This is a genomic window from Pelorhabdus sp. sgz311002 (assembly GCF_056134285.1).
In genome coordinates, this window is the sequence record NZ_JBWBCL010000006.1 from 71,771 (window position 1) to 85,129 (window position 13,359).

11 protein-coding genes and 1 riboswitch are annotated in these 13,359 nt (G+C 45.5%); of the genes, 2 read left to right on the forward strand and 9 right to left on the reverse strand.

The genetic code is table 11. From position 1 onward, the window contains the following. Position 1: 1 nt before the first annotated feature. The gene (locus tag AC0NJP_RS10810; protein WP_474699783.1) at positions 2–940 is read left to right on the forward strand and encodes an AEC family transporter; all 939 of its coding nucleotides are present in this window, start codon (positions 2–4) and stop codon (positions 938–940) included. An 84-nt stretch (positions 941–1,024) separates the two neighbouring features. Here AC0NJP_RS10810 and lpdA read toward each other — a convergent pair whose 3' ends face one another. The 9 genes from lpdA to AC0NJP_RS10855 all read right to left on the reverse strand — a co-directional run bounded on the left by lpdA (position 1,025) and on the right by AC0NJP_RS10855 (position 11,367). After that, entirely contained in the window at positions 1,025–2,443 is a 1,419-nt protein-coding gene (lpdA, locus tag AC0NJP_RS10815) for a dihydrolipoyl dehydrogenase (protein WP_474699784.1), read from the reverse strand. A 15-nt stretch (positions 2,444–2,458) separates the two neighbouring features. After that, on the reverse strand, positions 2,459–3,283 hold the full coding sequence (locus AC0NJP_RS10820) for a lipoate--protein ligase family protein (protein WP_474699785.1): 825 nt from the start codon (positions 3,281–3,283) through the stop codon (positions 2,459–2,461). Beyond that, positions 3,264–4,253, reverse strand: a complete 990-nt coding sequence (locus tag AC0NJP_RS10825; RefSeq protein WP_474699786.1) for a radical SAM protein — start codon at positions 4,251–4,253, stop codon at positions 3,264–3,266. Before AC0NJP_RS10825 ends, AC0NJP_RS10820 begins: the two co-directional genes overlap by 20 nt. Then, the gene (locus AC0NJP_RS10830) at positions 4,250–5,068 is read right to left on the reverse strand and encodes a radical SAM protein (RefSeq protein ID WP_474699787.1); all 819 of its coding nucleotides are present in this window, start codon (positions 5,066–5,068) and stop codon (positions 4,250–4,252) included. Before AC0NJP_RS10830 ends, AC0NJP_RS10825 begins: the two co-directional genes overlap by 4 nt. Then, positions 5,056–6,507 (reverse strand): aminomethyl-transferring glycine dehydrogenase subunit GcvPB, encoded by a 1,452-nt coding sequence (gcvPB, locus tag AC0NJP_RS10835; RefSeq protein WP_474699788.1) that lies wholly within the window; start codon positions 6,505–6,507, stop codon positions 5,056–5,058. The genes AC0NJP_RS10830 and gcvPB overlap by 13 nt, the downstream gene beginning before the upstream one ends. After that, on the reverse strand, positions 6,504–7,850 hold the full coding sequence (gene gcvPA, locus AC0NJP_RS10840; protein ID WP_474039876.1) for an aminomethyl-transferring glycine dehydrogenase subunit GcvPA: 1,347 nt from the start codon (positions 7,848–7,850) through the stop codon (positions 6,504–6,506). Before gcvPA ends, gcvPB begins: the two co-directional genes overlap by 4 nt. A gap of 1 nt (position 7,851) precedes the next feature. Then, positions 7,852–8,241, reverse strand: a complete 390-nt coding sequence (gene gcvH, locus AC0NJP_RS10845; protein WP_474040069.1) for a glycine cleavage system protein GcvH — start codon at positions 8,239–8,241, stop codon at positions 7,852–7,854. Between the two features lie 2 nt (positions 8,242–8,243). Next, the gene (gene gcvT, locus AC0NJP_RS10850) at positions 8,244–9,344 is read right to left on the reverse strand and encodes a glycine cleavage system aminomethyltransferase GcvT (protein ID WP_474039878.1); all 1,101 of its coding nucleotides are present in this window, start codon (positions 9,342–9,344) and stop codon (positions 8,244–8,246) included. A gap of 171 nt (positions 9,345–9,515) precedes the next feature. Next, positions 9,516–9,603, reverse strand: a riboswitch (glycine riboswitch). 120 nt (positions 9,604–9,723) lie between these two features. Next, a complete protein-coding gene (locus AC0NJP_RS10855) occupies positions 9,724–11,367 on the reverse strand; it encodes an amidohydrolase (protein WP_474699789.1) in 1,644 nt (547 codons plus the stop codon). A gap of 492 nt (positions 11,368–11,859) precedes the next feature. Here AC0NJP_RS10855 and AC0NJP_RS10860 point away from each other — a divergent pair, with 492 nt between their 5' ends. Further along, the gene (locus AC0NJP_RS10860; RefSeq protein ID WP_474039880.1) at positions 11,860–13,353 is read left to right on the forward strand and encodes a sensor domain-containing diguanylate cyclase; all 1,494 of its coding nucleotides are present in this window, start codon (positions 11,860–11,862) and stop codon (positions 13,351–13,353) included. Positions 13,354–13,359 lie beyond the last annotated feature (6 nt).

The following is a 13,359-nucleotide window of genomic DNA, read 5'->3' on the forward strand; positions in this document are numbered from 1 at the left end:
CATGGCCTTTTTTCAAGCAATTACTAGTTTAATGACCATAGTAATTATGGTCTCACTTGGTTATTTTCTGACAAAAGGCGGCTGGTTTAGAGGGGAAAGCGTCCCCTTAGTTCCCCGCCTAGTTAATTATGTTGCCTTGCCGACATACATGTTGTGGAACCTGCTCAGCACCTTTGATAAAGATCATTTTATTCCGCTCTTTTCGGGAATTATCGTACCGATTCTATCAATGCTGCTAGGATTTTTGGTCAGTATTCTCATTTCTAAAATCATCAATGTGCCAAAAAACCACCAAGGTACATTTCGTTCCGCCTTCTTTTGCTCTAGCTCTGTATTCGTTGGCGTACCAGTCAATTTAGCGCTCTTCGGTGAAAAAAGCCTGCCTTATGTTCTTGTTTATTTTCTGGCCAATGCTTTTCTCTTTTGGACCATTGGCAACTACTCGATTAGCTTAGATGGCAAACAAGCTCCAGCAAAACTCATTAGCCTTGCTAGCTTAAAGCGAGTTTGTTCCCCGCCGTTTATGGGATTCTCCCTAGCGGTACTACTAATTCTCTTAGATGTTCACTTGCCCGATTTTCTGATGAATACCTGCAAATATCTTGGTGGTATGACAACCCCTTTATCTATGTTATTTATTGGGATCTCTATGTATGGCGTAAAGCGAAGTCAACTGAAGCTGAGCAAAGATATTTTCTTTGTATTAACTGGGCGTTTTCTAATTTCACCATTTCTTGTTTTATTTGTAGCTTCATTCTTCCCGATTCCTGAACTCATGAAAAAGGTATTTGTCATTCAATCGGCCTTACCTGCTATGACCCAAACCGCAGTTCTTGCCAAGGTCTATGAAGCCGATAGTGAGTATGCGTCTATTCTTATTACATTAACTACGCTGTTAGCCGTCTTTGCCATTCCCGTTTATATGACGATTCTACAATAAAGAAGCGCTTTGCCAAAACCTGTACTTTGATTTTCAGGTTTGACAAAGCGCTTCTTTTATTTTTTTATTATTATTTTCGTTTCCTTATTTTCTCTGAATCGGCGCCTGATGAATCATCACACCGCCAATGCCATGAGCGCATTCCATGATCGCCTCAGCTAACCCAGGGTGTGGGTGAATCGTTTGTGCAACAGCTTGCACAGTTAAGCCATTTTGCATAGCTAGAACGCCTTCCATAATGAGGTCACTCGCATGAGGACCTAAGATGTGCATGCCAAGTAGCTTATCAGTTTTCTTGTCCGATAGCATCTTGACAAAACCATCTGTTTCACCCATAGAAACCGCTTTCCCATTGGCAGCAAAATTGAATTTACCTACATTATATTCTTTGCCGCCTGCTTTTAGCGTCTCTTCAGTAATACCAACCATCGCCGCTTCCGGCGTGGTATAAATACAGCTAGGTACAGCCGCATAGTCTACAGTATGATTTTGTCCGCAGGCGTTTTCGGCAGCGATCATTCCTGCCGCGGAAGCCGCATGAGCCCACATATACTTTCCGGTAACATCACCAATAGCGTAAATCCCCGCTATATTCGTCTCAAGTTTCTCATTAACTACAATCCCCTTAGTTGAATAAGCAACGCCGGCAGTCTCTAAGGCCAAATCATGAGCAAGAGGCTTACGACCAATAGAAACGAGAACTTTATCCACCGTAATGGTTTCCATTAGATCGCCGTTAGCCAGGGTAACTACTAGCTCTGAAGTATTACCATTAGTGGGTGTCCCTGCCGCAACATTCGTGACTGTCCGCTTTGTCAACAGCTTAATTCCCTGTTTTCGCAGCATCACAGCCATGCGCTTTACGATATCGCTATCTACATTTGGCAAAATCGTCGATGCCATTTCAATTAGTGTCACTTCACAGCCAAAGGTCTGTAAAATGGCAGCAAATTCTACGCCCACAGCGCCTGCTCCGACAATGGCAAGCCGCTTTGGCAGTTCTGGCAAGTTTAGCAAGGCGTCGCTATCAATCACGCCAGGCAAGTCACCGCCAGCCACCGGCAATTTTACCGTTTCAGAGCCTGTAGCTATAATAATTTTTTCCGCAGTATACAGTTCATCGCCTTGTTCTGTTTGAAGCTTAATTTGCTGTATACCGCACAAACTGGCTATACCTCGTTTCACGGTAATGTGATTACTCCCCATGAGCTGTTCTATGCCTTTTCGCATCGTCGCAGTAACTTGCAGCATTCGTTCGCGCACACTGCTGTACTGAAACGAAGCTCCATCAATCTGTATGCCAAATTCATTCAGCCGCTTTAGGTCGCGCCACTTTTCAGCGCTTTTTAGCAGCGTTTTCGTAGGAATACAGCCGCGGTTTAAGCAAACGCCGCCAAGTGCTGCTCTTTCCAGGAGCAGCACCTTCGCTCCCAGTTGCGCCGCACGAATCGCCGCTACATAACCACCGGGGCCGCCGCCAATAACGGCCATATCATAATCCATCGTATTCTCTCCTTATTAGCGCCGCAAATTCCACGCCGCCTGACTATACTTCTCTTGAACCAAGTGCTTACTTTCTGCAGTTTCTTCAGTTGTCAAAGCTCCTGGCACTAAATGAAAATCTAAAGCCTGTGAAAATCCGCCGCACAGAGCTTCACATACTTCTTCATAAGTTGTTTGCCTTCGTTGCAGTTTACGCAACGCTGTAACCGAGTTACCTAGAAGCTTGGTAAGACGCTGCCGCATTTCTTCGGAATCAACGCGTAACAGAGCCCCCAGGTCTTCTGGCGAAAAATCAAGCAAAATAGAGCCGTGCTGTAAAATAACACCGTGTTTTCGCACTTGTGCGCTGCCTACAAGCTTCGCGCCAGCAACCGTAATCTCGTACTGAGCCGGTGCGTCAAAACAAGCAGCTGACGAATGTTCTTTTCGCCGTTGACTGTAGGCAGCTCTTGGCATGGTTAGCTGCGCATCAATGCCTAAATTTTTTAATCCCCTAAGCAGTCCCTGACTAAAATAATGATAGGAGGCCGTAATCGTCCGGGGAATATTCGGTTCCGTTTCGCTGACAATCATACTATAGGTCACTTCTTGGTCATGCAGCACCGCTCTGCCGCCAGTCATGCGACGCACCACAGCAATCCCCTTCTCCTGACAGCGCGCAAGATCAATCTCTGCTGCAGCCTTTTGAAAATAGCCCAGTGTTAAAGTAGCTGGATTCCAGCCATAAAACCGCAACGTTGGCGGCGCTTTTCCCGCTTTCACAGCAGCCATAATGGCCTCGTCGATCGCCATATTTACCGCGCCTGAGTTTTCACCTGTATCAACAGCACGCCAAAGCATCTTGCCCTTCACCGCCTATACCGCTCTCGCGAATCGCCTGCAAAATTTCTCCGTCACTCAGCGGACGGGGATAATTATAAATCGTACCGCCTGGCCGTTCATTATAATAAGGCCGATTACAATCCTTGCAACCTGACGTCTCAAAGGCTTTTCCGCTAGCAAAAACTGATAAAATATCCACTTGATTAAAACCGCTGATTCGATCGCCATGAAATAAAATGGTTTCATAACCAAAGCCTTGCTGCAACAAATAATAAGCCATTTGAATCCGGCGATACACGCCAATCTCCGGCGGCTTTCGATTGGCCAGCGGGGTTCCCGCTACAGGCGTAAAGGCGAAGAGTCCCACAGTAATCGCTTCCTTTAAGCAATCAGCTAGAAACTGTACCGCCTCTTTTTCAGTTTCGCCCAGGCCGATAATAAGATGCGTGGCCATTCGACCAGGAAAAGTGGCAGCGCAATCTGATAGAAGGTTACGGCGCAGTGAAAAATCGCCGCCTTTCATTGTTGCAAAAACCGCAGGCGATGCGGCGTCTAGAGCTAAGCAAACCTTTTCAGCACCAGCAGCCAGTAGTTCCCCTGCTTGGTCGCAATTCACAATATAATTAGATGCGCAAATAGGCGCCATCAGCTCCCCCTTGCCCTCAGCAGTCAAAACTGAAAGAGCTTGCAGCGTCTCGGCCATACTGCCCTGACTATTCACAACTTGAAGACAAATGCGTTTAAAGGAGCCAGCTGTACAAGCGGCAGCAATGCCTGACGCAGCCTCTGTTTCGGCTATTTTCGGCCAGGTAATCCGCGATAAATAATTTTTATTGCCGCTACTCTGTCGCGACTGCGCGCAAAACGAACAGTTTCCCTGACAATCTTCGCCAAGCATGACATAGGCCGTAGTCGGCATAGCATCACTTTTTAAGCGTTTTTTCCCCATCACGGCAGCTGTCCCTGCTGATACTTTCCACATTGTCATAGCACACAGCACTCCTCTCGCCGCTCAGGCTGTAACCCAAGTTCCTCAGCTAGTTTGACAGCATCTTTAGCTGGATTTACGATTCCATTTAATCCCATTTGAATCGCCATACAATCAAGTTCCCGCCGATAAGCGCCGCCAGGACGCATACAGCCAAGCTGCAGCGGTATATGAGGAAATAAGCGTCTTGCCTCAGCAAAAATTTTTTCTACTTCTGTCAAAGCCGGTGGATTTTTATCGGCGAAAGAGGTTCCCTTCGTCGGCGTAAACACTATAAAAGTAATTTTGTCAGCTCCTAGTCGCTGTAATTCTTCTAAGGCTCGGTACTCACCGCGAATTTCGCCGCCATAGAGACCAATACAAATATGAGGAATAACGCTGCAGTGCTGTTTAAGGCTCTCGTAGCAAGCGGCATAATCGGCCACCGTGCGGTTGAGATGTAAAACCTCCTGAATCGTCCGATCATCCCCCACAAAATCAAAGGAAACCGTATCAGCTAGAGCAGCTACTTTCTCAATCTCATCGTCGGCGATCAGTCCTACATGGAGGTTATAGCGGACGTCCTGCTTTAACTCTGCCAAAAGCTCTAGCGAATCACCAAAAGGAACCCGACCGTCAGCGAGGCAGCCGCCACTCACTAAAAAACTGAGGGCGCCGCGCTGTTTCTCTGCCGCAATCGCGGTGACTGGTTTCATGCCTTGGAGATAATGCCCGCCGCAATGAGAACATTTTAAGTCACAGCGACTGCCTGTCAAAGTAATCGCTTTTGTCTGATTCGGATACGCAAAAATGACTTTTCTATTTAACTCTGCCATCGTACCACCGGTTTTCGCGCCGCTGTTGTTTCGTCGAGACGGCCAACTATCGTATCATGCGGCGCCCCTATAACTTTTTCGGGACACTCCTGAGCTTCTGCCGCAATGGCCTGCATAGCAGCAATAAAACCATCTAACGTCTCTTTGCTTTCTGTTTCTGTCGGCTCAATCATAAGCGCCTCTTCCACAATGAGCGGAAAATAGATGGTTGGCGGATGATAGCCGTAATCAAGGAGTCGTTTGGCAATATCGAGAGTTTTCACGCCAAATTCACGTTGTTTTTTAGAAGTAAGAACACATTCATGCATGCAATGACGGTCAAAGGGAGAATCATAATCGCTCTTTAGCTGACTCAGACAGTAATTGGCGTTTAATACAGCATCCTCGCTGACCTGCCGAAGTCCTTGCGCACCAAGAGTGCGCATATAAGCATAAGCCCTGACAATAATGCCAAAATTCCCGTAAAAAGAATGCATTTTGCCGATCGATAACGGTCGATCAAAATCAAAATTATACTGACCACCTGTAAGCGTAATCACCGGGACAGGTAAAAACGGTACAAGTTCTTTTTTAACGCCTACAGGACCGGAACCAGGACCACCGCCGCCGTGCGGTGTGGAAAAAGTTTTATGCAGATTAAAATGGACTACATCAAAACCCATATCACCAGGACGGGCAATTCCCATAATGGCGTTCATATTTGCTCCGTCATAATACAAGAGTCCCCCAGCAGCATGAACAATCGCGGCAATTTCCTCAATCTGGCGTTCAAACAGACCTAATGTACTAGGATTTGTCAACATCAAAGCTGCTGTATCAGGCCCAACTGCTTCGCGCAAAGCTGCCAGATTGACCGAGCCGTCGGGATTTGATTTAATTTCAATAATAGTTAGGCCGCAGACGGCAGCAGTAGCGGGATTCGTCCCATGGGCCGAATCAGGTACAATCACTTTTGTGCGCACTTCACCGCGCGACCGATGATAGGCGCGAATCAGTTTTAGCCCAGTCAGTTCGCCGTGAGCCCCAGCCACAGGCTGCATGGTAACGGCTTCCATGCCAGCAATCGCCGCTAGATATCGCTCTGTTTCATACAAAAGCGCTAAAGCGCCTTGCACGGAAGCACTGTCCTCAAGTGGGTGGATCGCAGCAAAGCCGTCATAACGGCAGACATCTTCGTTAATTTTCGGATTGTATTTCATCGTACAAGATCCCAGCGGATAAAAACCAGAATCAACACCAAAATTCCGATTGGAAAGTCCCGTGTAATGTCGAATCAAATCAGGCTGACTCACTTCCGGCAATGCCGCCGGTTCCTGCCGCAGCAAATCTGGGGGAATAAAAGCAGTCACTGCTTGGCTTGGTACATCCAGTTTTGGTAAATCTACGGCACAGCGACCACGCTTCGTCATTTCAAAAATGAGTTTTTGGCTCTCTTTCACAATAACGCCCCCATTTCCTGAACAAGAGAATCAATTTCTGCCTTCGTTCGCTTTTCGGTTACGGCAAGCAATAGACACCCCGTAAGTTCTGGATAATATTTTCCCAGATCGAGACCGCCTAGAATCTTTTTCTCTCGCAGTTTTTGATTTAACAGAGCTGGCGGTGTTTTTACCTTGATCACAAATTCCGCAAAGAAGGGTTGCGAAAAAACTGGTTCACAGCCATCTAACTTTAGCAGTTCCGTGTAGGCATAGTGAGATTTTTGCAAACACAAATCGGCTGTCTGCTGCAATCCTGCTCTGCCGAGAGCGCTTAAATAAACAGCCGCCCCTAGAGCGCAAAGCGCCTCATTCGAGCAAATATTCGACGTAGCCTTTTCTCTTCTAATATGCTGTTCTCTCGCCTGCAGCGTCAACACAAAACCGCGATTTCCCCGGGTATCTGTCGTCTGTCCGACAATGCGACCAGGCATTTTGCGCATTAACTTCTCCGTTGTGGCAAAAAAACCAAGATAGGGTCCGCCAAAGGAAAGCGGCAATCCCAATCCCTGTCCTTCGCCGACAACAATATCAGCACCTAGATGACCTGGCGCTTCCAGTATTCCGAGCGCAATCGGGTCTGCTGCTACAATCAAATAGGCGCCGTATCTATGAGCTAAATCCCCTAATGTTTTTATATCTTCAATCGACCCCAGAAAGTTAGGATATTGAACAATGAGCGCCGCCGTGTCCTGATCGAAAAGTTCTTCTAGCTTGACTAAGTCAGTCACTCCGTCAGCATAAGGCGCTGCTACTGTCACCAGTTCCTTATCACGGCCATACGTAGCGAAAACTTCCCGATAATGAGGGTGAACCGTCTGCGCTAAGAGAATTTTAGTTCTTCCCTTAGCAGAGGCCGCCATCATGGCCGCTTCCGCTAACGCCGTGCCGCCGTCATACATAGATGCATTGGCCACAGCCATGCCCGTAAGCTCGCAGATCATGGATTGATACTCCCAGAGAGCCTGCAAATACCCTTGCGAAATTTCTGGCTGGTACTGCGTATAAGCCGTATAAAATTCCGATCGCCCCAGTACATGAGCTACCACGCTGGGAATATAGCGATCATAGGCGCCTGCGCCTAAAAAGCAAGTAAAATCCTGTAGATTATCATTTTTTTGCGCAAGCTGCCGTAAATGACTGGCAAGCTCGTGCTCCGACAAGGGCGCTGGCAGGGGCAAATCACCTTGCAACCTAACACGCTCTGGCACATCTTCAAACAAATCAGCGATCTTAGAAGCGCCAATCGCCTGAAGCATCGCCTGACGGTCTTCTTCCGTATGAGGCAAATAGCTCCAGGCCATATTAGTGGCCCCCTTCGGCCGCAAGTTCTTCGTAGGCTGTACTGTCTAACAGAGCGTCAAGTTCAGCCAAGTTGGAAATTTCTACAGCAACAATCCAGCCTTCACCGTAAGGATCTTGATTGATCAATTCTGGCGCATCTTCTAGCCCCATATTGACCTTTACGATTTTCCCGCTAACTGGCGCATAAATATCCGAAACAGCCTTTACTGATTCAATGACAGAGAAACTGTCACCAGCTGTTAGTTCGCGACCTTCTTCTGGCAGCTCGACAAACACAACATCACCTAACTGTGCTTGTGCGAAATCGGTTACACCAATATAAGCCATATCGCCTTCAACCCGAACCCACTCATGATCTTTCGAATACTTTAATTCTGCTAGAATGTTCATCATTATTTCTCCTCCCGTTTATAAAATGGTTTTGAAATCACTTGGGCAGCAATTTTTTTACCACGAATCTCCACAAAAAGCTCCTGACCGATTTGGGCATACTCACTGTTGATTAAAGCCAGTCCGAGATTTTTATCTAGGGACGGTCCATAAGAGCCTGTTGTAATCTGGCCAATTCTTTCTTCGCCGCAAAAGACGGGATATTCCGCTCTAGCCACACCGCGGCCGACCATTTCAATCCCCACCAGTTTGCGCTGCGGCCCCGTTTGTTTTTGCTTTGCCAACACTTCTTTCCCATTAAAATTTTCTTTATCAACTTTTACAAAAAAGCCAATTCCCGCCTCGATCGGCGTAATTTCTGCGGTCAATTCATGACCATATAAAGGAAAGCAGACTTCAAAGCGCAGTGTATCGCGACAACCAAGACCTGCTGGCAAAAGCCCCATAGGCTTACCAACTTCCATGATCGCTTCCCATAGATCGGCAGCATCCTCAGGTGCGCAGTATAATTCAAATCCATCTTCGCCGGTATAACCAGTGCGAGACAATAGTACCTTCTTGCCTGCAACAATCACTTCCGGCCAAAACCAGTAATAGGTGAGATCCGCTAAGGGAGCATCCGTCAGGTTGGCAAGAATCTTTTTAGCCACAGGCCCTTGCAGCGCCAGTTGGGCTGTCTGATCTGACAGGTTTTCTAGCGTAACAGCAAAACCAGCCTTATTTTCTTCCATCCAGGCCCAATCCTTGTCAATATTCGCCGCGTTCACTACCGCCAGATACTGCTCAGCCGAATATTTATAAATAAGCAAATCATCAACAGTGCCGCCGTCGTTATAACACATGGGTGAATAAAGAATCTGGTTCTCTTGTAATCTCGCTACGTCATTTGTCACTACTTTTTGCAAAAAATCTAGAGCATCTTTCCCTGTGACCAGAAATTCTCCCATATGGGACACATCAAACAGTCCCGCCTTCGTCCGCACTGCCAGATGCTCTTCTTTAATCCCGCTGTACTGAACTGGCAGCGACCAGCCGCCAAATTCCACGATTCGACCACCATAACGCAAATGGGTTTCGTAGAGAGGGGTTCGTTTTGCCGTCACTTACATCACTCCTATCATTTTAATGAAGAAAATACCATTGATTTTAGAGCACACAAAAAGGACAGAGAACAACAGTGTAGTTTCACTCTTGTTCTCTGTCCTTTTACCTGAGAGATTTACTCCTGACGGAGTCCCCATCGGTGACACATCGTTGTGTGCTCTCCAGAGTCTGGTCCGGCTGCAGTTTGTTTACCTGAGAGTTTGAACAAAGCTTTGCTCCTTCGGTGCGCCTCGAAGGCGTCTCTCCCGCAGTCATCATTCCTAGTTATAAAGTTTTAAAATAGTAAAGCTGTAAAACCGTCTTTTTTTAAGTATATGAGAGGAAATATTTTCTGTCAATTCACTTCGTTAAAAGATTTCTTATCAAATTGAGAATATTCTAGCCTTCCAGCCGTTCATAAACTACCTCGCCATCAATCATGGTAAGGTCCACTTGAATATCCATCAACTGTTCCTCGGGATAAGCTAGAATGTCTTCGGAGAGAACAACAAGATCAGCCAGTTTTCCCACTTCAATACTTCCCTTGATGTTTTCTTCAAAGCTCGCATAGGCGCCGTTAATCGTGTACAGCCGCAACGCTTCTGCCACAGTAATCTTTTGGTTAGCGCCAATCACTTCCCCGGTTCGTCGATCCCGGCGATTGACCGAGCCGTCAATGCCGCGCATCACACTCTCTTCGCAAGTTGGCGCATCACTACCGATTACCGGTCGCAGCCCCGCGTCAATATAGCTTCTCGCCGCAAACATATAATCGGCTCTATCGCCATAGTAACGGCGATAGTCACTACCGTTAATCGTCATAAATGCCGGATTTGAGACAGGAATAATTGCAAGGGAAGCCATACGAGCAATCAGCGCTTCATCAGTTAAAGCGCAATGCTCAATACGGTGGCGACAATCCTCACGGGGATACTTCGCCGCTGCCTGCTCATAGCCTGTAAGCATCATTTCTACTGCCAAATCGCCTACAGCATGGGCTGTCATTTGACAATTCGCCGTATGTACCGTCGCAATCATAGCGTTAACCTCATCCTGGGTCCAGGTCAAAATTCCTGGCAGCTTCTCATTATGACTGTAAGGCTGGCGGGTCGCACAGGACGGGCCGCTAGTACCGCCGTCAATCATAATTTTCAACGTACCTAGTTTAAATCTTTCGTCGCCAATCCCGCTTTGCAGTCCCAGCGCCAAAAAATCATCGCAGAGTTTTTTAGAAAAAGGCTTACCAAAAACACTGTGCAGCATCGCATAGACCCTAGGCTTGAACTCCCCATTATAGCAAGCTTGCTGCATCAACTGAAATGATTGTGCGCCAAATTCACCGGGATCATGAATCGATGTAATGCCTGTTTTCAAGAGTAAATCATTGGATTTTTTTAGAGCCGCCCGCATTTCTGCATCACTATAGACAACCTTAGACCAAAGATAAAAATTTGTCGTTTCTTTCGTCATGCCTGTAAGGCGACCATTTTCAACAACAACTTCATTTTTCGCAAACTTAGCCGCATCGGCCGGGCTATGAATTCCGCCAGCTGCTAGTGCCAACGTATTATACACGCCCATATGACCGCAGACTCGCATACACTGCACGGGATTTTCTGGCGCCGCCGCATCAAGATCCTCAATAGTCACATGACGCTGCTCTTGCAATTTATTTTGATCATAGCCCCACAGCTTGATCCATTCACCAGGGCGCCGCTTCGTTGCCTCCTGCACAATAATGGCCTGAATCGCCGCAATCGATTTCGCTTTTTCATAGGTTATATCAATAATCGCTCCATCAAAAAAGCCATATAAAATCGGATGAAAATGACAGTCAATAAACCCCGGCGTCACCACTCGCCCCTTAAGATCGATAACAGTTGTCTTTGTTCCTATATACTCCTTTGCTCCCAAGCGACTGCCGACGTAAATAATCCGATTTCCCCGTACAGCAACAGCCTCGCAAATTTCATTTTGATTATTTATCGTAATTATTTTTCCGCCTAAAAAAACAGTGTCTGCAAAAAATTGATTCAAAGCCATAGAATCAACTCCTCTTTTCAGTCTATGTTTTTTCCGCTGTAAAATGCTTCTCTACTAATCATAATTCCTGAGTCATTCCAGCAAATCCTGCGACATCATTCTACCTTTTAAACAGATGAGTCTAAAAAACAAAAACGCAAGACAGCAATATATCCTGTCTTGCGCCATCGCAATCATTTTTCAGTTTTAAATCATTACCATACATGTAACTTTGTCTTACTATATCAATCTTTGCATTAAAAATCTATAGTTATAATGAACAAAGATTTTGCTCCTTTTTAGCTAAAAGCAACAAAAAAGTAAAAAGATCTTATGGTAAAACACAAAGCTTTCCACAAGATTTCTATGAAGTACAAAGCCCAAGGATTTTTTTGCATTTTTTTCCTAGCAACAATATAAACAGGTTCCAATTTATAAAATCTATGTATTGTTATAATGAACAAAATACCGTAAAATTTATATCAAAATAATCATGATGGGTAGGATGATTCCATGCGGCTTTTTCATAAAATTACCCTTTTATTGAGCTTGTCAATCATCTTAACAAGTTTCATGCAATTTATCGTTTTTGATAAAGTATTTATTTCTGACACAGATTCACTCCTCTTAGATATTAATGAGCAAGCCGCCAATAATATGAGCAGCCAGCTTTCCGATTATTTCGCTAAAGTGGAGAAAAACCTGCGAATTATTGCCGAAGATGAGAGCATCCGAGGAAACCAAGATTTGCTTGATAAAGCAAATGCCTTAATGCCGGAAGTAGATATGATTATTATTACCGATCAAAAGGGCGATATGGTACGCCTATCAGGCAATGAATATCGTCCCGTCTTTTTCAATGTATCGGACAGATATTATTTTAAACAAGTCATTACTGGGCGGACCTATATCAGTGATGTCTTAAAATCAGTCATGAATTTTAAAGTGATTACAATTGCTGTCCCCATCATGAACAACGGCCAGGTTACAGGAGCCGTAATTGGCTCGATAAAACTAGACAGAAGTACCTTTGCTTCTCTATTTGATAATAAACGCTTTGGCCGTAACGGTTATATTGCCCTGTTGGATCGGCAAGGCACGATCGTCTACCACCCCAATAAAGAACGAATTGGTCAAAACACAGCGTATTTTGATCAACTAGACCACGAAGAAGGCGCTAAAATGTTAACAGCGCCTTCGGAAACGATGCAATATGTGGGCTACAGCAAAGTACCCGATCTCGGCTGGATTGTAACTGTCAGCACCCCAACAGAAGATATTGTACGTAGCCGCAATATGCTTGTTTACGAAAATCTCTTCTTATCGCTTCTTGGTATTATCGCAATCATTGTTATTGGACTTTACATCGCTAAAGGTTATACCGCGGCACTAGAACAACTCATTCAATCTTTCAGTAGTCTAAAAAAAGGCAACTATAAAAAACTAAATCCCCTTGATTATGCCAAAGAGTTTCGCCAAATGGCGCTTGTCTACAATAACACGATTGAAACGTTAGCAGAAATCCATACAAATTTGGAAGAAGCCGCCGATAAGGATTCTTTAACAGGCGCTTACAACCGCCGTGCTTTTGACCAAGAATTAAGCCGCTGCCAAACAAATCTCTGGGCTGAATCGATCGGACTGCTGCTCTTAGATATTGATTATTTTAAACGTCTCAATGATACTGACGGACACTTAGTTGGGGACGATATTCTAAAAAAATTCACGAAAATCATGCAAGACATTGCCGGAAACCAAGCCGTATTTCGCTTTGGCGGTGATGAGTTTGCCATTATTTTACGCAACTTTTCCAAAGAGGAGTTATTTTCCTTAGCGGAAACCATTCGTTTAAGCAGCCAAACATCACTAAACGGCTGTACCGTAAGTATTGGCCTAGCAAAATTTCCTGATGACATAACTTCGCTTGACGAGTTAGTCGCCTGTGCTGATAAAGCACTCTACCTTAGCAAACGAAGCAAAAACAAAGTGACACTATATTCGCCTTAATGAGTT